At 47.5% G+C, this 23,783-nt stretch carries 17 protein-coding genes and 4 pseudogenes; 8 read left to right on the top strand and 13 right to left on the bottom strand.

Features of this window, described 5'->3' with window-relative positions; all coding sequences use genetic code 11:
- Window positions 1-36 precede the first annotated feature (36 nt).
- The 4 genes and pseudogenes from TZ48_RS23585 to TZ48_RS23570 all read right to left on the bottom strand — a co-directional run bounded on the left by TZ48_RS23585 (window position 37) and on the right by TZ48_RS23570 (window position 6,339).
- Window positions 37-3,136, bottom strand: a pseudogene (locus tag TZ48_RS23585) (beta-galactosidase).
- A gap of 101 nt (window positions 3,137-3,237) precedes the next feature.
- The gene (locus TZ48_RS23580; protein WP_112481185.1) at window positions 3,238-4,467 is read right to left on the bottom strand and encodes an ABC transporter substrate-binding protein; all 1,230 of its coding nucleotides are present in this window, start codon (window positions 4,465-4,467) and stop codon (window positions 3,238-3,240) included.
- A gap of 100 nt (window positions 4,468-4,567) precedes the next feature.
- A complete protein-coding gene (locus TZ48_RS23575; protein ID WP_042500458.1) occupies window positions 4,568-5,419 on the bottom strand; it encodes a carbohydrate ABC transporter permease in 852 nt (283 codons plus the stop codon).
- Complete coding sequence (locus tag TZ48_RS23570) at window positions 5,419-6,339, bottom strand: carbohydrate ABC transporter permease (protein WP_042500456.1); 921 nt, start codon at window positions 6,337-6,339, stop codon at window positions 5,419-5,421. Before TZ48_RS23570 ends, TZ48_RS23575 begins: the two co-directional genes overlap by 1 nt.
- Window positions 6,340-6,688: 349 nt before the next feature.
- Between TZ48_RS23570 and TZ48_RS23565 the strand changes: the two genes are divergently transcribed.
- The 4 genes from TZ48_RS23565 to TZ48_RS23550 all read left to right on the top strand — a co-directional run bounded on the left by TZ48_RS23565 (window position 6,689) and on the right by TZ48_RS23550 (window position 12,329).
- Window positions 6,689-7,777 (top strand): ABC transporter ATP-binding protein, encoded by a 1,089-nt coding sequence (locus tag TZ48_RS23565; protein WP_112481123.1) that lies wholly within the window; start codon window positions 6,689-6,691, stop codon window positions 7,775-7,777.
- A 138-nt stretch (window positions 7,778-7,915) separates the two neighbouring features.
- Window positions 7,916-8,914 carry a substrate-binding domain-containing protein gene (locus TZ48_RS23560; protein WP_112481121.1) on the top strand — a complete coding sequence of 333 codons (999 nt, stop codon included), beginning with the start codon at window positions 7,916-7,918 and terminating at the stop codon, window positions 8,912-8,914.
- A gap of 32 nt (window positions 8,915-8,946) precedes the next feature.
- On the top strand, window positions 8,947-11,217 hold the full coding sequence (locus TZ48_RS23555; RefSeq protein WP_112481119.1) for an alpha-galactosidase: 2,271 nt from the start codon (window positions 8,947-8,949) through the stop codon (window positions 11,215-11,217).
- A gap of 152 nt (window positions 11,218-11,369) precedes the next feature.
- The gene (locus tag TZ48_RS23550; protein ID WP_239671048.1) at window positions 11,370-12,329 is read left to right on the top strand and encodes a transposase; all 960 of its coding nucleotides are present in this window, start codon (window positions 11,370-11,372) and stop codon (window positions 12,327-12,329) included.
- Between the two features lie 588 nt (window positions 12,330-12,917).
- On the opposite strand, the gene TZ48_RS23540 is transcribed toward TZ48_RS23550, so the two are convergent.
- Together TZ48_RS23540 and TZ48_RS23535 are read right to left on the bottom strand one after the other, a co-directional pair.
- Entirely contained in the window at window positions 12,918-13,238 is a 321-nt protein-coding gene (locus tag TZ48_RS23540; RefSeq protein ID WP_112481113.1) for a hypothetical protein, read from the bottom strand.
- Between the two features lie 53 nt (window positions 13,239-13,291).
- Window positions 13,292-13,720 (bottom strand): EndoU domain-containing protein, encoded by a 429-nt coding sequence (locus tag TZ48_RS23535; RefSeq protein WP_112481112.1) that lies wholly within the window; start codon window positions 13,718-13,720, stop codon window positions 13,292-13,294.
- A 356-nt stretch (window positions 13,721-14,076) separates the two neighbouring features.
- Here TZ48_RS23535 and TZ48_RS23530 point away from each other — a divergent pair, with 356 nt between their 5' ends.
- From TZ48_RS23530 to rsgA, 4 genes and pseudogenes are all read left to right on the top strand, one after another.
- Window positions 14,077-14,448, top strand: coding sequence for a hypothetical protein (locus TZ48_RS23530; RefSeq protein WP_162674706.1), 372 nt, complete (start codon window positions 14,077-14,079; stop codon window positions 14,446-14,448).
- Window positions 14,449-14,572: 124 nt separating this feature from the next.
- Window positions 14,573-15,184: an SCO family protein gene (locus TZ48_RS23525; RefSeq protein WP_112481107.1), complete on the top strand. Its 612-nt coding sequence runs from the start codon at window positions 14,573-14,575 to the stop codon at window positions 15,182-15,184.
- 61 nt (window positions 15,185-15,245) lie between these two features.
- The gene (locus TZ48_RS23520) at window positions 15,246-15,698 is read left to right on the top strand and encodes a copper chaperone PCu(A)C (RefSeq protein ID WP_112481105.1); all 453 of its coding nucleotides are present in this window, start codon (window positions 15,246-15,248) and stop codon (window positions 15,696-15,698) included.
- Window positions 15,699-15,982: 284 nt separating this feature from the next.
- A pseudogene (gene rsgA, locus TZ48_RS23515) lies at window positions 15,983-17,037 on the top strand (ribosome small subunit-dependent GTPase A).
- Window positions 17,038-17,101: 64 nt separating this feature from the next.
- Here rsgA and TZ48_RS23510 read toward each other — a convergent pair.
- The 7 genes and pseudogenes from TZ48_RS23510 to TZ48_RS23480 all read right to left on the bottom strand — a co-directional run.
- A complete protein-coding gene (locus TZ48_RS23510; RefSeq protein WP_112481103.1) occupies window positions 17,102-17,974 on the bottom strand; it encodes a universal stress protein in 873 nt (290 codons plus the stop codon).
- A gap of 279 nt (window positions 17,975-18,253) precedes the next feature.
- Window positions 18,254-18,718, bottom strand: coding sequence for an Hsp20 family protein (locus tag TZ48_RS23505; protein WP_112481101.1), 465 nt, complete (start codon window positions 18,716-18,718; stop codon window positions 18,254-18,256).
- Window positions 18,719-18,916: 198 nt separating this feature from the next.
- Window positions 18,917-20,510 (bottom strand): annotated as a pseudogene (gene groL / locus TZ48_RS23500) (chaperonin GroEL).
- Between the two features lie 32 nt (window positions 20,511-20,542).
- Window positions 20,543-20,833: a co-chaperone GroES gene (locus tag TZ48_RS23495; protein ID WP_112481099.1), complete on the bottom strand. Its 291-nt coding sequence runs from the start codon at window positions 20,831-20,833 to the stop codon at window positions 20,543-20,545.
- A 205-nt stretch (window positions 20,834-21,038) separates the two neighbouring features.
- Window positions 21,039-22,411: pseudogene (locus TZ48_RS23490) on the bottom strand (sensor histidine kinase).
- A 55-nt stretch (window positions 22,412-22,466) separates the two neighbouring features.
- Window positions 22,467-23,291, bottom strand: a complete 825-nt coding sequence (locus tag TZ48_RS23485; RefSeq protein WP_112481097.1) for a response regulator transcription factor — start codon at window positions 23,289-23,291, stop codon at window positions 22,467-22,469.
- A 65-nt stretch (window positions 23,292-23,356) separates the two neighbouring features.
- A partial coding sequence (locus TZ48_RS23480; RefSeq protein WP_239671047.1) for a spondin domain-containing protein occupies window positions 23,357-23,783 on the bottom strand: 427 nt, incomplete at its 5' end.

Genomic DNA, 23,783 nt, shown 5'->3' with positions numbered 1-23,783 from the left:
GCGTCAAATAATTGATAACGGTTACACCTCACCAACTCAGGCGTCAAATCTAAGTGCTACCTCATAGCGATAGCGTTGCTCGCGAAGTTGATAAGCCTTGTGAACGCTTGGTGTCCATGAATCATCGCCTCCGACGCCCATGTGGTAACCATCGACGCGCACATACAGGCAGCCATCTTTTTCAAGCTCGTTGGTGTGCTTAGCATCAGCTAAACTATGCTGGCTGAATTCGCTGACAGAAAAATGAAACTTGCCCTTAACCATCAAACTGCCAACCTTTAACTCACGGCTATCACAACGCAGACCATTTTCCGACGGGAAAATATAGTCAGTATGCATGCTAGACAGCTTCTGTTGATAGCGACCAAAGTGGGCTGAATCAATGCGGTCAGGGTAGTTTTCATGTGGCCCACGTCCAAACCACTCCACTTGGGTCTCTTTTTGTGACTGATGATATAGCCCGAGCTCCAACCCCACTCTCGGCATTGGTGGTAAGCCTTTCGCGAACGCGACATCCACGTCCACAGTTAGCTGACCTTCGCTATCAACGTTGTAACGCCAAGTGCTAGAAATGATTGGCGCCTGATCGTTGCTATAGATGGCAACGCAAGTGATATCTACACCATCCTCAGCCTCGTAATAATCGAAGGAATGACACTCGCGAGTTAGGTTCGCCAAGCCTGCGGTTTGCCAACGAGCAAACCAAGAGTTGGGATCAAGCTTATTGGCTTCACTAGTGCCGATATCGTTGTCGATTGGCGCTCGATAAAAGTTATCTTGAATCGGCTGCGTTAGCTTCTCAACGCCGTGAACCTTGCAGCTCACGAGAAAGCCGTTGGCACTATCAAACTCAAAGGCAATATCATCGCTCACCACCGAGAGGCGCTGCTCCGTTTCCACAACTTCTAACTGAGCGATGGGTGGCGTTTGAGGCACCAAAAGCGTAGGTACAGCTTGCAGCTCTATTTGCTCTATCGCGGTAACATGTCCTGCCTCTGCCCATGGCGTTTCTTCATTCAATCTGGTTTCTAGATTGAGGTGGTACTCGGCGCCGGCCTGTTTATCGATAACGTCACATAAGGTGATCTGCTGTTTCTGCCCAGGCTGAATTGTCATGGCGAACTCGCCAGAGGTAATCGGTGTGCCATCTTGGAGCAGTTGCCAGTAAAGGACTTCATTGTCACTGGCAACAAATAGGTTCTCATTCACTATTTCGATAGTAAGTGGCTGCTCACTCACCAGTTTAAACTGATAATATTGCTGAGCTTTTTTTACTTCAAACAAGGCGGGATGCGCCGTTCTATCTGGGAATATCAAACCATTGATACAGAATTGGCGGTCGTTAATCTCATCGCCAAAGTCACCGCCGTACGCCCAGTAGTGACGTCCCTTTTCATCCACTTTACTCAGCCTTGATCGACCCAATCCCAAATAAAGCCGCCTTGCAATCTTGGATGGTCACGAAACGCTTGCCAATAGTCTATAAAGCTTCCCAAACTGTTGCCCATCGCGTGGGCGTACTCACACAAGATCAGCGGCCGAGATTCATTCGGAAGCGCTATGGCCTTTTTGATGCCGATACGCGGAGTCACTTCTGGCTGATGCCCAACCACAGGCAAGTCCCAGTTTACACGCGCGTACATGGGACAAATAATGTCCGTCGACGCCGTCATCGCACCGCCGCCTTCATACTGCACCGGCCTCGATGGGTCACGCTGCTTTACCCATTGATACATAGCATGATGATTGCCACCAATGCCCGATTCATTGCCAAGCGACCACACAATCACAGACGGATGGTTTTTATCTCGCTCGACCAGATTCACCATACGTCGCAGATAAGCGTTTAGCCATTCGCTGTCATCAGACAAACGGCACATTGGCACTTGGCCATGGGTTTCTATGTTGGCTTCATCGACTAAATACAGCCCAAACTCATCACACAGTTGATACCACATCGGATGGTTAGGGTAGTGCGCGGTACGTACCGCGTTAAAATTGTTTTGTTTGAGGAGTTTGATGTCTTCTATCATCGCCTCGCGAGTCATGACATGCCCAAGCTCTGGATGATGCTCATGACGATTGACGCCACGGATCAAAAGCGGTTTGCCGTTGACGCAGAGCTGGCCATTTAAGATCTCGACATTGCGAAAACCAACCGAATAGGCTTCGCAGTCAATGAGTTGATTCTGGTCATCAATGAGTGACACGACAACGCGATACAAATGCGGTACTTCGGCGCTCCAAGCTTCACATCGGCTACCGACAAACGATGAATCGCTTTGTTGTCCCATGCACCTTTTTCATCGACAAATTCGATGCCAAATGCTCGGCTTTGCGCTGCTATTTCATTACCCACTGCATCAAACATCACCACATTCACTTTAAGTGTGTCGCTTGGCGCGGATACCGTTGTGGTCACTGTTAACAGGCCATCTCGGTAGCCAGATTGCAAGCTAGCGATAGTCTCCACATCCGCTATATGTGTTATCGGTTTCGTGCGCAAAGTAACATCACGGAAGATGCCACTTAGCCACCACATATCTTGATCTTCAAGATAAGAGCCGTCAGACCATCTCAGCACCATCACGGTTAGTTGGTTGCGACCCGATATCAGATGCTGGCCAAGGTCAAACTCAGCCGGCAGTCGAGAATCTTGTGAGTACCCTACCCAATGTCCGTTACACCACAAATGGAATGCACTGTTCACGCCATCAAAGGTGATGGTGGTGGACGTGTTTTCTCGTGGTGAATAATCAAAGATTTTACGATACACCCCTGTTGGGTTCTGCTCTGGCACGTAAGGAGGGTTATCGACAAATGGGTACTTCACATTGGTGTAGATTGGTTTATCAAAACCGTGCAATTGCCAGTTAGAAGGAACCGGAAGAGAGTGCCAGTCTGCATCATCAAAATCTGGCTCAGTAAAGGCTTCTGACATAGCCTCTGGCGCAGTCAGCAAGGTAAACTGCCACTGCCCATTAAGCGAGATTTGATTGTCCGATGTGTGACCAACTCGAGCTTGCTCAATACGGCTGTAGGCATGCAAAGGCGCATGAGCGGTCAGTACGTTGCGCTGAACAACGTGTTGATTTTCCCACTCTCGTGCGGCCATCACTTGGGCAAAAGTTCTCATCTCTACTTCCTATGGTTCCATTAACAACTGCTTTGAAACAAAAAGAGCGCTCCAATGGTTTGGAAACGCTCATTGGTATCGTTATGTAAACGCTTTACGGGTTAGTTCTTAAACGTGCGTTTACGTACTTTTTCAAGACGTTCTAGGATTTGATCCACGCGCTCCGGTTTCACCATGAACTCTTGGAAGCCCTTCATGCCTTCTTTCGCCATCGCGGGATCGGTATCTCGGTCGTAGAACTGCGCCGTACCGCTCGCACCAGCCAACATTTCCACACCGATGTTTAGGAACTCATCATCAGCAGGTTTGGCTTTGCTATTGGTTGGGATTTGCAGTAGTACATCATTCACTATTTGCTGGATCTCTGGTTTAGCAACAAACGCTAGGAACTTACGAGCATCTTCTTTGTTCTTCGCTTTGGCTGGGATATGAATGGTGTCCATTGGCGCATCTTCTGCGATTGGCACAGCAGGGTCGATAACTGGGAACTGGAAGAAGCCCATCTTACCTTCAAGCTCTGCTGGGAAGTTAGGTGCAATAAAGTTACCAATCAGGTACATAGCCGCTTCACCGTTGTACAAGAACGGCTGCGCTTCCTGCCAAGAGTATGACGCGTGGTTGTCTAGGTAGTAGCCAGGCTCGACTAGCTCAGCCCAATTTGCAAAAGTCTTCTTAACTCGATCATCAGTGTAAGGTACTTTGCCGTCCATCAAGTCGATGTGGAAATCAAGACCGTTGGTACGTAGGTTGATGTAGTCGAACCAACCTGCTGCTGTCCATAAGTACTTGGTACCGATAGCAAAAGGCGCCACTTCATTCTTTTTCAGTGTCGCAGCTGCAGCTTTTAGCTCATCCCACGTTTTTGGTTCAGCGATACCATACTTCTCGAAGATGTCTTTACGGTAGTACACACCCCATTGATAGTAAGTGTAAGGCACACCATATTGCTTACCATTTACCGTCATCGCTGGCGCTGCAGATTTAAAATCTTGAGCCATGTTGTTGTCAGCCCAAATGTCACTTACATCTTCCAATAGTCCACGATCAACGAATGTTTTCATTCGGTTACCCGCATACCAGAACACAACATCCGGCGGAGACGTGACCAACCAGTTACGAATCGTCGTCTTGTACGCTTCTTTATCATACAAGTTGTACTTCACCGTGATATCTGGGTTTTCAGCTTCAAATCGTTTCACGATTTCAGCCCACGCTTCTTTTGGTGCAGGGTCTGCTTGATCCGAGTTAATCACTAACTCGCCCGCCCAAGCGGATGTTGAGAGGGACGCGCCAAGTATGGCGGTAGCAGCGAGGTGTTTCACAATTTTCATAGTAAGATCCTTATTGTCGAGCTTGCGCTCAGGCTCCATTGTTATCGTTATAGCTTGCTGGTCGTCACCAACCAGCACTGATTGTGCGGCTAAATCGGGATTAACCTTTGGTTGCTCCCAACGTTAGACCAGCAATAAAGTGGCGCTGCATGGTAAAGAACAGCACCACTGGAGGTATTGCAGCGACGACGGCACCGGCAGAAATAAACTGCCACGACGCCAACCACTGCCCTTTCAATGCACTCAATCCTGCCGTTACAGGGCGCACTTCATCGCTTTGCACCAAAACCAGCGCCCAAAAGTAGTCATTCCAAATAAAGGTAAACACCAACACCGACAGTGCAGCCAGTGCAGGCCTGACAAGCGGTAACACCACGTGCCAGAAAATTTTCATTTCACTCACACCTTCAACGCGCGCCGCCTCAATCAAGGCATCGGGAATACCGACGATAAAATTGCGCATAAATAGGGTACAGAAGCCGGCTTGGAAGGCGACATGGAAGAAGATAAGCGCCCAATGCGTATCATAGAGACCAAAGGTAATGGTGAGATCGCGCACTGGAATCATCAGGATTTGGAACGGAACGAAGTTACCTGCAATGAACATCGCAAAGATCCAAATATTGGCCTTGAAGTTATACTTCGCAAGTGCAAACCCTGCCAACGTAGACAACGCCACCGCACCTGCAACTGCGGGCAACGTGATAATCAAACTGTTCAGCAGATACTGCCCCATCGGCGTAGCTGTGAACACTTGCGTGTAGTTTTCAACAAACTGGATATCGCTCGGCCAGCCCCAGTAATTACCTTTGTTGATGTCTTCCATCGAACGAATCGAGGTCATCATCACCGCGATAAGCGGCAGCAGCCACATCACAATCGAAATAGGCAGCGCCACTCGATAGCTGATATTGGTAAAGCGTCCAGATTTTTCTATCGGTTGTGGGTACATTATTTTTCACTCCTTAGCATTCGCCACAAGAAGTAAGCGATGTAGATATCCATAATCAGAAACAGAACAACCGATACCGAGGCGCCATAACCCATGCGGTAGTTGAATATTGATTCTTCGTACATTTGATAAGCGAGCACTGATGAGCTCCCCCACGGGCCACCCGCTGTCATGGTCGCCACTAGGTCAAACGAACGAAGTGCGCCGATAACGGTAACCACGATAGCGATAAACGTCGCTGGACGAAGCTGAGGCAACACTACATACCAAAGCATGCGCAGTTTCTTGGCACCATCAAGGCGCGCAGCTTCCAACTGCTCTGGATCCAGGTTATTCAAACCGGTGAGATACAAGATCATGCAATAGGAAATCTGTGGCCACAGACCAGCGGCAATGATCCCGTAGGTCACGTAATCTTCGTTGGACAAAATCGCAATAGCTTCAATATCGAAAAAGCCAAGTACGATGTTAAACAGACCAAAAGAAGGGTCATAGAACCAAGCAAAGACGAGACCCACCACCACTTGAGAGATAACGAAAGGAAAGAAAAACAGAGATTTAACTACGCGAATTCCTCTTACTTGTTGATTGAGAAAGAGCGCAATAGCCAATCCAATGGGTGGTGCCAACATAAAGAACACCAACCACAAAAAGTTATTTTTAAGAGAGGTGTAGAAGGCTTCTGAGTCAAAAAGCTCTCGATAGTTGTCGAGACCCACCCAAGTTTTTTCACCCAATCCATCCCATTCATAAAAGCTCAGCCAAATACTGTCCAGAATTGGATAGATGACGTAAACAGCAAAAATTAGGATAGCTGGCGCCAAAAATATCCATGGCGCGACTTGGGTATTAATACGACTTTTGCGTCGCTGTGACGGTAGCTGATTTTGTGGGTATACCGTTTTCACAGATTGTTCCATTTCAAGGTGACTCCCTACCCCATCGCAACATATTGTTAACAGTCATTAATTTCTGAAATTATCAACAATAAGCACTGTTTTAGATGGGTTTTAGTGAAAATACACTCGAATATTAGCCAACATGGTGAAATGTTGTACTGGTCAAAATGAAAACTGTAAACGTTTCCACAGTTTTCACTCAAAGTCGTTAACATTTTATGATCATGATCAACTATTCTTGGTTTGACAGCTAACAAGTTGCCAATTAGCGCGTATGGTCATGGTATTCACAAATCTGGCATTCACAAAAACCGGCGTGAGGATTCACGCTTTTTCATGCTGCCACTTGTCTGCATAACGAGGAGTTCTTATGGCTGACATCCGCTTAAACCAAGTCATCAAACGCTATGGCAAGGTACAAACCATTCACGGCGTCGACCTCGACATTAACGATGGCGAATTTGTGGTGTTTGTTGGTCCATCGGGCTGCGGCAAGTCGACATTGCTACGTCTAGTCGCCGGTTTAGAAGAGATCAGTGACGGCGAGATCTTCATCAATGAGGAAAAAGTAAACGACGTCGATCCTGCTGAGCGCGGGGTGGCGATGGTGTTTCAGTCCTACGCTCTCTACCCGCACATGACGGTTGAAGAGAACATGGGTTTTGGCCTCAAGATGAATAATCACCCTAAAGAGTACATCCATAAACAAGTGCAAAATGCCGCCAAGACATTGCAACTCGAACACCTTCTCAAGCGCAAACCCAAAGAGCTCTCCGGTGGTCAAAGGCAGCGTGTCGCGATTGGTCGTGCGATAGTGCGTAACCCAAAGGTATTCTTGTTTGATGAACCCCTTTCAAACCTTGATGCCGAACTTCGCGTTGATATGCGTTTGCAGATCGCCAAGCTGCACCAAGACCTCGCCAACACCATGATTTACGTCACCCATGACCAAGTGGAAGCGATGACACTGGCCGATAAAATTGTCGTGCTTCGAGATGGCCGAGTTGAGCAAGTAGGTAGTCCACTGGAGCTGTATCACTCACCACAAAATGAGTTTGTGGCAGGCTTTATTGGATCGCCAAAAATGAACTTCATTCCTGCTCATGTTGAGCAAGTCATCGAGCAAGAGATTACGGTTAAAACCGCGAAAGGTGAGCAGTTCACATTGCCAAGAACCGCGGAGCAAGCGCCAAAAGCCGGTGATGCCCTTACCCTAGGCGTCAGACCAGAGCACCTTACGCTTAATCACGACAATCCGGTTAGATTCGAATTCCAAAGTGAAGTCGTCGAAAGGCTAGGCAACAGCACGTATTTGTTTGGCCAAGCTTCTGGCGTCGATGGCTTCAAAGTTCACCTGCCGGGCGATCAGGCTGTAAACAAATTTGAGGAAGTCGCCATTAGCTGCAGCTATGACGATGTTCATCTGTTTGATGCCGAGGGTCAAAGAGTGACTTTATAGCAAACAATGCGAGTGAGCTTTGAAAATAAAACCTGATTCAAATGCTCACAACGTACTGTTAAACATACAAATTGAACTCTGAGATCAAACGAGTTTTAATACTCGCCATCGTAATAGTTCCTATGCAAAAGGTGCCCCATGGCAACCATAAAAGATGTCGCTAAAGAAGCAGGAGTCTCTGTTGCAACAGTGTCTCGTGTTATTAATAAATCGCCCAAAGCCAGCCAGTCTTCCATCGACTCAGTGTCTGCGGCGATGAAAAAGTTGGGCTATCGCCCCAACGCGGCAGCGAGAGCGTTGGTCAGCCAAAGCACCAACACCATCGGCGTCGTGGTTTCTGACGTGTCGGATCCGTTTTTTGGCACCTTAATCAAATCGGTGGATCAAGTTGCCAGAGAAGCGGGCAAGCACATCCTGATCGGCAATGGCTATCACAATGCCGACGACGAGCGCCACGCCTTAGAGTTACTCATCAATAGTCGCTGCGAAGCCATTATTCTGCACGCAAAAGGACTCAGTGATGAAGAGCTCATCAACTACGCCAAAGAAGTGAAAGGGCTGGTGATCATTAACCGCTTTATTCCAGAAATCGAATCACGCTGTATTTCACTCGACAATGAGCGCGGCGCTTATCTTGCTACTGTGCATTTAATTAAGTCCGGTCATCGCAACATTGCCTGCATTGCTTCTTCCCAAGACATTGAAGATACCCATCAGCGCATCAAAGGCTATCGAACGGCTCTAGAAGATCACGGCATACTGATTTCTAAAAATTACATTGAAGCAGGTGAGCCAAGCAGTGATGGCGGCGAGCTCGCCATGACCAATTTACTGTCTAAATCGTTAGATATTACTGCGGTGGTCACCTACAACGACTACATGGCTGCAGGCGCAATTCAAGCGCTTGAAAACAATGCCATTTCGGTGCCTAAAGACATTTCTGTTATCGGTTTCGATGACGGCTTAATCGCCCGCTTTGTGCACCCACACCTCACAACCGTGCGCTACCCAATCGCAATGATGGCCGAACGAGCTGCTCGGTTAGCTTTACTATTGTCTCGCGGCGATGCCATCGAAGATGACCCGATTGTGTTCACGCCGACACTTGTCCAACGCAAATCTGTATTCGCGCGCTAGCCAAAGCGCGCCCTTCATAAATAGGTGGTTGAATGATTTCGATTAATGACCAAGGATTAGAGTTTCACCTTCAAACCAAACGCTCCAGCTATTTAATTAAGGTCACGAGCACCGGCCACCTTGTTCATCTTCACTATGGAGATAGGCTCACTCATCGACCTCATTTCGATGCCCTAGAGCATCTTTATCATGGCAAGATGGGCTCTTCGACAGACTATGCGGACGTACCGGGACAAACTTTAAATACCTTCAGACTTGAAGTGCCTACCTTTGGCAAAGGGGACTACCGAAGTCCACTTTTGCATGTTGAGTATGCCGACGGCTCACGTGTCACCGATTTACTCTACCAATCACACCAACTTCTAGACAGCAAACCCAATCTCGAGGGTTTACCATCAGCAAGTGCCGAGCCAGATAGTCAGCACCTAGTCGTTACCTTGGTCGACCCCGTTACCAAACTTGAAGTGGACGTGCACTACTCAGTCTTTAGCCAATCGGACGTCATCACTCGCCATCTAGTAGTGCGAAATCAAGCCAATCAGCCCGTGCAACTTCTTCGCGCACTCAGTAGCTGCATCGATTTTGCAGACGAGAGCTGGGATCTGATTCACCTGCAAGGCAAATGGATCAAAGAGGCACAAATCGCGCGCCAAGGCCTGGAAAAAGGCACGGTTCAAATAGAATCCAAAAAAGGGGTGAGCAGCGCCAACCACAACCCGTTTATTGCCCTAGCGAGGAAAGAGACCAATGAACATCTTGGCGCCTGCTACGGATTTGGGCTTATGTACAGTGGCAACCACCTATCCGTGGCGGAAGTCTCCCCGTACAACCAGACTCGGGTCATGACCGGCATCAATGACTTTGATTTCCGCTGGGAACTGGAGTCAGGCGAGACATTTACCACACCAGAGATCGCTCTCACTTACTCTGCTAGCGGCTTGAACCGTATGAGCCAGCAAATGCACCAGTTCATCAACCAGCATGTTATTTCAGAGCAATGGCGCGGCGTAGAACGTCCTATCCAAGTGAACAACTGGGAAGCAACCTACTTCGATTTTGACTACGACAAACTGGATGCCATCGCACAAAAAGCCAAATCGATTGGTGTCGAGCTATTCGTGCTCGATGATGGTTGGTTTGGCAAACGCGATGACGATACCACCAGCCTCGGGGATTATTTTGACAACCCAAAACTTATCGGTGGTATCGCACGCATCAGTGAGACCGTGAAAGAGTACGGACTCAAGTTTGGTATTTGGGTCGAGCCAGAAATGGTCTCGCCTGACAGTGAGCTATTTCGCGCGCACCCTGAATGGGCGATTGCACATCCCGAGCGAACGCCGTCATTAGGCCGAAATCAGCTAGTACTCGATATGGCCAATCCACAGGTAATTGAGTATCTATTCGAGAAACTCAGTGATGTATTTACCCGTGCCAAAGTCGATTACGTGAAATGGGATCACAACCGAAACTTTAGTGATAGCTACGCTCATTCCTTATCAGCAAAAGAGCAAGCTTCGTTTAATCACCGCTACGTTCTGGGACTGTATGACTTACTCACCCGACTGACAAAGGCCTTCCCGAACATTCTATTTGAGTCTTGTTCTAGCGGCGGAAATCGCTTTGATCTCGGCATGCTCAGCTACATGCCACAGACCTGGACGAGTGACAACACCGACGCCATTGAGCGCTTGAACATCCAGCATGGCACTTCTCTGTGTTATCCGCTGTCGGCAATGAGCGCGCATGTCGCCGCGAAACCATCGCACCAAGTTCTGCGCCGCACACCGATTGAAACGCGCTTTAATGTCGCTGCCTTCGGAAACTTCGGCTATCAACTCGACATCACTCAGCTCACCGAGCAAGAAACCCAAGCAGCGGTGGAGCAAATCGCGTTCTATAAGCAGCACCGACAACTGCTTCAATTTGGCCGCTTTTACCGTCTGTCTTCCCCATTTGAAGGCAACATCACCACCTGGTTGGTGGTTAATGACGAGGGCAGCGAAGCCCTACTCGGCTACTACCAAAAGCTGCAGCAAAGTAGCGGCGAGCTAGAAACCATCAAACTGCCCGCGTTAGACCCAGATTTGGCATTTACCATCCGCTCTAGAGCGCAATATAGCGAAGAGGTTGAGACCACAGATAAACGTGTTCAAGACGAGATTTACAAGCTGTACGGAGATCAACTGACCAGTATCGGCCTCCCGTTGAATAGCCAGTTTTTGGGAGTGGAAATCACCGAGCATACTCGACATATCGGTGATTTTGGGTCTCGGATTTATCATATTGTAGCGGATGGGTGATTAAGCTAAGTGCAGAGTTTTCGGGACAAAGTTCTAAGGACACACACCAAAAAGTATGGAATTAGTATGATTTTACTCAAAGTGATGAACCAACGACATCCCAATCAATCCTAACTTGCTAAAGTCTCTTCACAGACATGGAGGACTTACCGTTGACTACTGCCAGAAAACAGCTCGTTTCTGTTGACGCTACAACCTATTATCACTGCGTCTCGCGTTGCGTGAGACGCAGTTTCTTGTGCGGTAAAGACCCTCAGACAGGCGCTTGCTATGAGCATCGTCGTAAGTGGATTGAACAAAAAATCTACGCGCTGACTCATGTTTACTGCATTGATATCTGTGCTTACGCCATCATGAGCAACCACTACCACTTGGTGGTCAATATCAACAAAGCTTGGACCACCGCGCTCTCGCAAAACGAAGTCGTCGAGCGCTGGGGTAAGGTACACAAGTTACCTGTGCTCATTCAGCGTTGGGTAAATAACCAAACTTCTAGCCAAGCAGAGCAAGAAAAGTGCGTCGAGATTATTGAAACTTGGCGAGAGCGACTTTGGAGCTTGAGCTGGTTTATGAAAGAGCTGAATTACGATATTGCTTGCAAAGCCAATCAAGAAGATGAGTGCACTGGGCATTTTTGGGAAAGCCGTTTTAAAAGTCAGGCTCTATTGGATGAGAAAGCTCTAGCTGCAGCAATGGCTTATGTTGACCTAAACCCTATTCGAGCTGGCGTCGCCTCAGCTCCAGAAACTTCTGACTTCACGTCAATCCGAGCGCGACTCAAAGCATTGAAAAACCAACAACCCACTGCACCTTGCTTGTACCCCTTTATCGGCAATCCAACCAATGACATGTTGGATGGTATCCCTTTTCGACTCATGGATTATATCGAACTCGTTGATTGGACTGCGCGGCAGTTTCGTGAAGATAAAGCTCAAATGAGTCAGCGAATACCATCAATACTTCAACGATTAGACGTCAATCAAACCAGTTGGCTCAAGGTCTGTACACAGATGGAAAAAACACGCGCGACAGCAATTGGTACACAAAAATTGGCGTTAGAAACAAAGAGAGCTCTCAACAAGCAAAAGATACAGATCTACCATTTGGCATAGAGACTCCGTTCCTACACGGTAAAAACCATTCCGCGGTCACTCACTGTATAAAAAATTCAAGAGACTACCGTGCCTGCACTTTACATCGTATGAGAAAACAGTTTTCAAAGTGGTATTGACTGTCGTTTTCCAGATCTCACAAAACCCTCGCTCTCAAACTCTACCTATGTATGCACCATACATTTCTAATCAAGATTGCTAGAGGTGTGTGTCCTCTCAAAAAAGGATCGCAAGAAGTAAATAAAGCATATGAAACTTGAATACATATGATCAGCCTATCAATCTAGCTTGAAGGCGTTTTTACACAGTAGAATGGCCAACCCTTCGGATGTTGCAGATTGCTAACAGCACCATTATCGACATTTGCCTAAAAAGCCCTAAAATTCAGAGATTTAGATCGGGTAAATTGTGGCACCAGGAGCAAGATGCCGAGCTTCTCATCGCAATAGAAATCGACGCAGTTTCACCAAAAGATTGCACAATGAACAAGGATATCAATTACTCAAGTCGCGAGTGAAGCAAAGCCGTAAAAAGCTATTGGATGTATTTCATAGCTGCTGATCGTCACAGGTTAATCCTATGGTGCGGCTAACCTTTCTCTATCCAAACTAACCAGGCTTCAAGACCTGCTAATACAACCGGGTAGCTCACGCACACCTCAGCTTCATCGCCCCCGGAATATATGCCTTGCAGATAAAACCCTTCCGGCGTACACCAAAATTCATAGCCATTACCGCCACCGTCGTAGCTGTCACGCTCACCAGAAAGGTAATCACGAATACCTTGAAGGATCTCTTTACCAATCAGGGCTGAGTATTGGATATCGGAAGCAAAAAAATCCTTCAAGGCGCAATGAGATGGGTTGGCCTCATCAAAATCAGGCCATTGAAACGCTTTCTGTTTTGTCATAGTTCTCTATACACCTTGAAGGGTCATCGCTTACCCGCCTTCCACCTATGCCACTAAGGCTGGTAAATTGGAAAGCCCGTGTTTATCTTACTATTGTCATCGTAAAGCAGCGCACTGGCAACTTGGAATGGTTTGCCATCTTTGCCGTTACAGTAGCCACTGGTCGCACCGCTTGCCGGCGCACTCATGCCGCATTGTGCCCAGCTTGGGTTGTTGCAATTACCCGTTGACGTGGTATTAGAGTACACAATGCTCGCGGTGATTTGATCTGCACTGCAATGCTCTGGGAACATAGAGCTAAACGACTTGGTGTAAACCTTGCCATTAAACTCTAATTTAATCTGCCTTAGGGTAAACACGCCTGCCGCATTGGGTGCATCAGTAGGTTGTGCGGATTGAAAGTTACTCGGTTTCACGCCCTTTGGAAAGGCATGAAATCCTTTCGCGCGGTCGTTTTTTTGACGGTTCTCCGCAAAATACATGGTGCAAATTCACTTGTTTACCATCAATGGCTGAGCTCCATTCATCCAATGTGTCGCAATTGATAGCAAAAGCTTGGCCGGACAGGGCTGAGCCACAAAATACATAGAGTGACAAAGCCCATTTTGAAGAGGTTTTCATGTTAATCATTCCTTGTTCTAGCCTGACGATATTTTGTACTAACCCGTTTGGACTCTAGACACGCTTGAGGGAACACGCGAGTAAAGCATGACTGAAGTAGGGTAAGTTGTGACTCAAAGACAATCTTGGTGTAAATGACAACTTTCAAGATTTCATCCTCCTTTCAAAACACAGACCCATTTACGTCTCGCTAAGTCATTTAACAAGCAGCAAAAATTTGGACTACCGCACAGATGCCGATATGGAATATGTTAGGATGCGGTTACCAATTCTTCTATGGGTTAACATCACCTTGAACAGCAAATTAAAAATTCTCCTTGTTGCGGCGGCGCTGGGCGCTGGCTTCTATTTGCCATCGGCGTTTAAACAGGCGCCAAACGCAGAGATAGATTTGACTGACTATTGCATGCTCTCTGACGAGGTTTGCGAGCAGCAAGGCGTGAAAGTTAAGCTCGATACGCGCCGTGTCACGCCGCTGACGCCGATTAAGGTCGATGTATTTTGGCCAAATGCTAATGCAGAGTTTTTAACCGTTTCTTTGGAAGGCAAGGAGATGGATATGGCGTCGCCAAGTATCAGCTTGAGATGATCAAACCTGACGTCTATCAAGGTGAAATACTCTTACCGGTTTGCGCCGAGCAACGTATGACTTGGTATGGTAAGGTTTCTGATGGTGAGACCGACATTAAAGCAGCCTTGAGGATGAGTGCTCGATGAACAAAAAATGGATAGGACTTCTAGCGGTTGCGTTTGGCCTTGGCATAGGCAGCAACCTCTATCTCGACAACCAACAACAAAAACAGCAGCAGGCCGAAGAGCTTGCCAAGTTGCAAGCGGTCTCCGAATCGGTACTGTATGGCGAGAATGGGCAAGCTGTTGCGATTTTTGATCAAGCAGATCCTCGCACCCGTGTGGTCTACTTTGGTTTTACCCGCTGCCCCGATGTCTGCCCAACCTCATTGGCGATGCTAGCTGGCGCGTTGAATCAAATCGATGACGAAACCAAAGCCATGCTAAGACCTATGTTTGTCTCTCTCGACCCTGAGCGCGATGCCGCAGAAGCCTCTGCCGAGTACGCCCACTATTTTCACCCAATGATTGAAGGCTTATCTGCGCCGCTGGAAGTCACCAAACCGCTTGCTCACAAGTATGGTGTTATCTTCCGTAAGACACAGCTTGAGGACTCCAAGCTTGGCTATACCCTCGACCACAGTTCGTATTTCTATTTCCTGAGCCCGGACGGCACGCTTATCGAGAAAGTGCCGCACACGCTCAATCCTGCTCCGATTATTGAGGCGATTCATCGCGTTAATAAGCAAGGATAAGCAACACTATATTTATAAATAATGCACTTGTAACTATGCACCTATAACAATGGAATGAACCATGAAGCTCAACAAACTCCTTCTCTCTGCAATTGCCCTAGCCCCACTTTCTGTAGCGCACGCGGCTATCGATGTGAATGATGTGTACGCGCGCGCAACACCGCCAAATGCTACCACCAGCGCGGTATTTGGCACCATTGAAAATACCGGCGATGAAGTTCGCACGATTGTCAGTGCTAGCTCACAAGCTTCGAACGTGGTTGAACTGCACGATGTCATCAAAGAAGGTGATGTCATGAAGATGCGTCAGGTAAATACCATCGACATTCCTGCAAATGGTAAAACCATCCTTAAGCCTGGTAGTCTGCATGTGATGCTATTGGATGTAAAAGCGCCAATGAAAGAAGGGGACACGATTAACGTTGAGCTAAACTTCGCCGATGGGGAAGTCAAAGTCCTGACCGTACCAGTGAAAAAAGTCATGTCGGGCATGAAGCATCATAAACATCACTAAGCTCAATACTCTGCAGCGCAGCGCTGTACAATCAGCGCTGCGCTGCTATTATTAGCCTGTTTTTACTCACGACATTGGAGGATTTTCATGATTGTTACCCATACCCACCCGGTAGAGTTGGCTAAAACTAACGGTTAAGCGAAGCACAACCACAGATTCTGTTTCCTAACCCTCTTTCCTTCTTTACCCGGTGTTCATGACCGGGGTCTTGTGCAGCCTGCACACACTTACATCGGTAAGTACCTGACCCTTATAAAAATAAGACTAAACTTTAGGTACTAACAATGCATTCTATTTTTACCCATCCAATCGCGATCAACGAACTTGGCTGGAAAACCTATTTTCAACAACAGCTCACGCTAGAAGAGTATGACGGCATTATTTTCGGCCGAGTGATTGCTCATCATCGCAGCGGCTATATCGTTTGTACTGAGCAACAAGAGTTTCACCTTGAGCACCACATTAGCTACCCAGCGATGACGGTGGGAGACTGGCTACTCCTTGACGAACAACTTACATTTGTTCGCTTGCTAGAGCGAAAGTCACTGTTCAGCCGCAAAGCGCCGGGCTCAAAGTTAGAAGAGCAATACATAGCTGCGAACGTCGATACCGTGTTCATCGTCTGCTCGCTCAACTTTGACTTTAATCTTAGCCGCATCGAGCGCTACCTAACGTTAGTGAATGAGGCCAAAGCAGAAGCGGTTATCGTGCTCACCAAAGCCGACTTGTGTGACGATGTCGACGACAAGCGTCAGCAAGTGCAATCTCTTGACCCATTTTTGATGATCGAAACGGTCAATGCACTTGATGCGGAGTCTCTTCAAGGGTTGCAATCATGGTGTGGAACAGGGCAAACCGTGGCATTTATGGGATCATCGGGGGTCGGTAAATCGACATTGGTGAATACGCTAATGCAAACGCAAGCTCAGGCGACAGGTGGCATTCGTGAAGACGACAGTAAAGGTCGCCACACCACGACGTCTCGCTCCATGCACAAGATGCCAAAGGGTGGTTTGCTGTTAGATACACCTGGAATGCGCGAAATTCAGCTCACGGCCAGTGAAGAAGCTTAGCCGAAACCTTTAGTGATGTTGAGGCGCTGATAAACCAGTGCCGTTTTAGTGATTGTCAGCACACCAACGAGCCTGGGTGCGCAGTGCGCAAAGCTCTGGAAGCCGGTGATCTGGATGAGAGACGAATGGAGAACTACTTCAAACTGCAGCGTGAGCAAGCGAGAAACAGTGCTTCACTCGCGGAAAAACGCTCGAAAGCGAAAGAGTTTGGTAAGTTTGTCAAAGCGGTACAGTCAGAAAACCGCCATCGTAAAAAAGGTTACTGACGCCTAAAAACCAAGGAGGGCTCACATCGCCCTCCTTGCTAACAGGACATACAATGCTGACCTTTTATAACTGTGGTGACGTCACCAACAGCAAGTCGCAAGGGGGATTTTTCAGCAGTGCATCCACCGTGCTTCCCATCAAAAAACGCGACATACTTCCTCTGCGACACGCCCCCATTACAAGCATCGCTGCCTTATGAGCTTTCACGACCTCAGGGAGTGCGGCCTCGGGATTACCTCGGGCAAAAATCAACGGCAGACGCTGCAGCCTTCTATCAGCAACAAAATCCATCACCCCTTCCTTTTGGCTCGCCAGAATTTGGTCTTTATACTCGCTAAGATACCCGGCGATATAACGGCAATACACCAGTTTTACATCCATGTTTAGCGCTCGACCAACAAGCTCGCCTAACTCAATGACCGACTCATCAACCTTACCGGCTTTATCTTCACGATGAAGAGGATCTATCGCGGCCAACATGGTACCGGCGTGAGTCCACGACTTATCCGATAAAATCAACACATTGCGATCTGCATTCGCAAGCGTCGCGAGCAAGTCCGTCGTTACTCTAATGTTGTTTTGATCGATGAGCAGTAAGTTTGCCCCGTCGACCAACGCACCAAGCAGTTGCTTCATCCACTGCCTGCCTTCCAATCGATGAAAATCGAGGTTGTACTCAATACCCTCTTCTTTGGCGATTTGCTCCACTTTATCAAGAACTTGTCCTGTCCACTGCAGATAGTTGTCACTGAGCCGCTTGCGCTGACCATCAGCCGATGACAAGAAATCCAGAAAGGTATGATCTTCACTGCGATGATAGTCTTTACCCAAAATATGAATAGAGCCTTGAATCGCCTTGGCGAATGACATTGCCTTTAGCAACACTTTACGTGAAGGCACAACAGATGTTTTGAGCAGCAGTTCAACTCTCGCCATGAATCACTCCTTTGATGGCAATAAGGGCGTCACTCGTCGTGACAAACCTTTGAATAATCATCAACAAGTATAGATTGAGTGCGCCAAGCATCCAATGAATGCTCTGCAAAATAATTTGTCTGTAACGATGATTATTCTTTGTCGAAACGGCTTGCTACACTCCTCTCAATTGACGCTGTTATCGCAATCATTTGCAAGCAAAAAAGCCTATCCAAAGTGGATAGGCTTGGTTGCTAGAAGAAAGTGAGTAAGGGCGCCACTTATCTCACTACTTAGAGCTTATTCATCGTCTTTCTTTGACGCTTTGTGTTCCAAAACATTACCCTTCTGATTAATGGTGATGGTTTTTGGTTTCATTGCATCAGGTATTTCTTTCACTAAAGAAATAGTGAGTAGACCATCAGAAAGATCGGCACCTGTTATTTCCACATATTCAGCCAAGTTGAATTTTCGTTCAAAGGTGCGATTGGCTATGCCTTGATAAAGATATTTTCTATCTTCATCTTCTCGTTTATTACCGCATACCGTTAGCACGCCTTTTTCCACCTGAATATCAAGTTCTTGCTGAGTAAAACCTGCGACCGCAAGTGTGATCGCGTAGTGGTTATCATCGAGAGCTTCGATATTATATGGGGGATAGCCTGCTCCTGTAGCGTCATTGCTCAACGCATGATCGAGCAGTGCAGCCATACGATCAAAGCCAATGCTATTGCGATATAGTGGGGTTAGGTCGATTGATTTCATAATATATCCTCCATTAGAAGCAACATAAAATAAAAGCAACTGTAGGGAAATGAACTCTCTCTAGACGAACATTTCCCTTATTTTTTAGCCTGAACGATTCGTTAATTCAAGGCTATTTTTATAGAAATTTCTCATCAAAATATAATGAGTAATTACGAAAGCTTATAAGAGATAATAAAGACATCAAATAGTGAATTATTATGCTCCCGCCTCCTCTGACACTTGTTCAGACACCATAGCACCGGTTGTGATCATCAATCCCGCGACCGATGAGGCAAATTGCAGTGCTGAACGCGTTACTTTAGTTGGGTCAAGGATCCCCATCTCAATCATATTGCCGTATTCACCCGTTGCGGCGTTGTAGCCATAATTGTCGTCACCCGATTTGACGGCATTGACAACCACAGACGCTTCATCGCCTGCGTTGGTGACAATTTGACGTAATGGCTCCTCCATAGCTCGCAAGGCGACTCGTACCCCCACGTTTTGATCATCATTGTCACCGCGCAGATCGGATAACTCATGGCTAATTTTTGCCAAAGCGACACCGCCACCAGCCACAATGCCCTCTTCTACTGCTGCACGTGTTGCATGCAGCGCATCGTCAACACGGTCTTTCTTCTCTTTCATCTCCACTTCAGTTGCCGCGCCAATCTTGATCACCGCAACCCACCGCTAACTTGGCTACACGCTGTTTCAGCTTATCCTTGTCATATTGCGAAGTCGTGGACTCTATCTGACGCTCAATACTTACCACGCGATCTTTGATCGCAGCTTCAGTCGCCGCCCCCTCCACAATCGTCGTATCATCCTTAGTAATGGTGACTTTTTTCGCGCTACCTAACTGCTCTACAGTGACGCCGTCCAGTTCATGTCCCAGATCTTCACTGATCACCATTCCTGCAGTCAAAGCAGCAATATCTTCCATCATCGCTTTGCGCTGGTCACCAAAGCCTGGCGCTTTTACTGCCACAGCCCGAACAATGCCTCGCATGTTGTTCACAACCAATGTCGCTAGAGCTTCGCCTTCGACATCTTCAGCAATGATCAAAAGTGAACGCGACTGCTTAGCCACCTCTTCGAGTACAGGTAACAGTTCCCGAATGTTGCTGATTTTCTTATCAACCAAAAGAATGTAGGGGTTATCAAGCTCAACAGCGCCAGCCTCTTGATTGGTAATAAAATACGGTGATAGATAGCCACGATCGAACTGCATCCCTTCGACTACCGCCAGCTCGTTTTCAAGAGCTTGCCCTTCCTCTACCGTGATCACGCCGTTACGACCGACTCGCTCCATTGCCTCGGCAATAATCTCACCAATATTGGTATCACTATTGGCCGAGATACTGCCGACCTGAGTGATGGATTGCTTATCGCTGCAAGGAACGGACAATGCTTTAAGTTTACTCACCGCAGCCTCAGTCGCCTTATCGATACCTCGCTTGATGTCCATCGGGTTCATGCCTGCAGCCACGGCTTTAAGCCCTTCGTTGATCAAGGACTGCGCAAGCACGGTTGCCGTTGTTGTTCCGTCACCCGCTTCATCGTTGGCTTTGGATGCGACCTGTTTGACCATTTGCGCACCCATGTTTTCAAACTTATCCGCAAGCTCTATCTCTTTAGCGACCGACACGCCATCTTTAGTGATAATTGGCGCACCATACGCTTTATCAAGCACCACATTTCGACCTTTGGGCCCCAATGTCACTTTGACGGCATCAGCCAGTAAGTTGACACCTTTTAACATTTTTTGGCGCGAATCATCTGCGAACAATACGTCTTTTGCACTCATGACAATCTCCTTAAAAGACAAAAAACAACAACTTATTCAACAATGGCAAGAACATCAGATTCAGACAGGATGAGGTACTCGTTCCCATCAATTTTTTCCGTCTTTACACCATACCCGTCATTAAAGATGATGGTGTCTCCGACCTTTACATCCATACCAGCGCGGTCGCCATTTTCAAGGCGCACGCCAAGACCAGTGGCAATCACTTTTCCTCGGTTGGACGGTTTGACAGACTGAGAGGTAAGAACAATCCCTCCTTCCGATAAGCTTTCAGCTTCTAATCTTTCGACAAGTAGTCTGTCGTTCAAAGGACGAATATTCATGGGGTTAGCTCCTATAGATACTTAGAAAAATAAAAGACAATAGGTTATAAACAGAGCCCACGATCGGCTCGATCGAAAAAATAGGGTCAAAAAATCGCAGTTCAAGGGGGAAAACAAAAAAATTTTCAATAAAAAAGCAAGGCTACGAGTACGGGTATGCTCGGAGCCTTTTTACATCACTCTTCGGTTTACATTACCCTTAGGTTTACATTACTCTTAGCGCAAACCGCTGCTGATACAAAGCATCCGTAGCACTGGTTTCTAAGTAGCTATGATGCAACATCAAAATCGATTGAACGATCCTCGTGCCTATCCCCAATGACCCACTCGGCGCGCTGGCTTCTACTTTGTTGATAAACACAAATTGAATGCTTTGACCATCTGGCGAGGTATGGGCTTGGCAGTCAACGCTGGCACCGGATGGACTGTGACGCAGCGCATTCTCTAACAAGTTAAGCACCAACCGCTCCAGCAATCCTTTATCCCCTATGGTTTTAATACCTTTATCTACCTCGACATTGAGTGCTATCTGCCGTCTTTGAAATTGACTCAACATGGTTTCGGCACACTCTGTCACCAAAGAACTGAGTTCAACAGGCTGATACTCATAACTGGGTAAATGTGAATCCGCTTTAGCGGTTTCGAGCAGTGAATAGAGCTGATCCGACAGCTTACCGCAATTGCGATACGCCACTTCAATCAAGGGGTCAGAACCCGGGTGTTGCAGTTTCCAGGTTTCCAAATACCCCAGAACACTAGAGAGTGGCGTTTTTAAATCATGGCTGAGCTGCACAAGTGTGTCACGGCGACTACTTGCTTGGTACTCAAGTTGAAGAAACTGCTGCTGAATCTGCTTAGCCATTTTCTGATATGAATGCGCGATCGGTACTAACTCGGGTACCTGCTTGGTAAAATCTGGCTTTAAGCGAAAGTCTTGTTCGGCCTGCTGCTCCAAGTTCATGGTCACTTTTTCTATCGGGTGAGCAGGCTGCGTTTCACTAACCAATAAGCGCCTAACGCAAACCCAAGAATCGACAGCAGCGTCAACCCCGTTAAGGCGATGTAGGGCGTATCCACTTGTGCTTTGGCAATCGCCGAATGCTTGGTACTGCCAATGACCACATACAAGTAACCGATGGTAGAGCCCAACTCCTCTATCGCGGCAACTGAGAATAGCGTCTCTTCCCCTGGATGACGTGGGTCCTGCCCAAGGATCGGAAACGGTTGATTTGACAGAAAACGCTGTATCGGCTCGATATCAATCGTACCCATGATATCAGCCCCTTCTGGCGCAGCATGAGTGGTAATATTCCCTTGAGCATCAAGAAAATAGATCTCAAAATCAGGGCCGATGAGCATTAAGGTGTGAAATATCGATTTTAGCGCTTTGGGGTTGTATTCGGTGCCAATCATCAGTGGATTGTCATCGCGCATATGTACCGCTAAGTCTTTGTGCAGACTTTGGGTCGTACGGTGCTCAATGGTTTGTCGCTGCCAATGATACGTAACGGCAATGATCACCGTCATAAGGCAGAACCAGAGACTGGTAAAAATCACCAAGCGCATTTTGAAACTCATACCACCTCCCTTTGGACTTCGCTTCGATAACATCAAACTCGTCACATCCAATTCGTCACACGGGAATCGATTGAAACTTATAGCCAACGCCCCACACCGTCTGAACAAAGCTTTGTTGGTGACTTGGTTGTGAACTATCGGAAGCCCCTGTGTCAGTGCTCATCTGGGTAAAATCGGGCAACGTCAGCTTAGTGCGCAGCCTGTTGATGGTGCTACACACTGTATGGTGATAACCGGTGTGATTGGTGTACCAAACATGCTCTAGCAATTCATCCTTGCTATAGACCCTGCCAGGTCTTGAGGCCAAAAAGTGCAGCAATGTAAATTCAGTGGCGGTAAGAGCAATGGCTTTACCATGCAATGATACCGTGTGCTGCTCTGGGCTAATTGTTAGCGGTCCAAATACCAGTTCGTTGTGTTCGCTCTCTTGCGCTGAGGAGCCAGGTCTTGTTTGGCGACGTAGAATATTGCGAACTCTAGCTTGAAACTCTAAGACGCTAAAAGGCTTGGTAATGTAGTCGTCGACACCGGCTTCTAAACCGTCGACTTTGTCCATTTCACTGTCGCGTGCAGTCAACATAAGCACTGGCGTCCAATCTTCTACCCGCCGCAGCGAGTGGCATACATCGATACCGTCGCCATCCGGCAAGCCTCTATCGAGAATCACAAGATCAAAAGGCTGAGAGATGCAGTATTGGCGCGCTTCCCCACACAAGCTCACTCTCGTGACATGATGCCCCTGAAATTTAAGGTGCATCTGAACTAGGTCAGCGAGATCATCGTCATCTTCTACCAGTAATATATTGGCGGCTTTATACGCCGCAGTGGAGGCTTGGGGCGTACTTGCAGAAGACGAACTGCGGTTTGGTTGACTTGCCATATCACGATACCTGCTCCAATTCCGTAGACCTAGCACATGACCGGAGCAGGTAGTAATAACTTTCATTATTCGATTCGTGTAATGGTAATTCTTGCCCCAGGGTTTAAGAATCTGTGATTTGCTGACAATGCAGATGTCGCTAACCCATCGTCTTTGCTCACAATTCCCGGATGAAAAGTGACTTTGTCGTCATCATTTCGATTGGAGTTAAAGCCTTCACCACCACCAGCAGGTCCAGGTATGGTTGCCGCCAGTTCGTCATTCCCTTCGGTTCCTGAATCCCAGACATTCATGTTCATGACAAAGGTTTCGCCAGATGCGAGGCTACCAATGGACAATCCAGTTTCACCGACAAACGCATCATTCGTGTTCACAAACATAGACGCAACCGACAGATACTTGGCTTGCTCGGGTGACAAGGTCAAGGTGATGGAGTCACTCGCACCAGGCATGATGAGCCCTTTCCCTGATGTGCTGGTGTAAACATTATCG

Origin of the sequence: Vibrio variabilis (genome assembly GCF_003263785.1) — a bacterium.
GTDB lineage: Bacteria > Pseudomonadota > Gammaproteobacteria > Enterobacterales > Vibrionaceae > Vibrio > Vibrio variabilis.
Note: the sequence above shows the minus strand (reverse complement) of the source record. Positions and strands in the feature narration are given on the sequence as shown.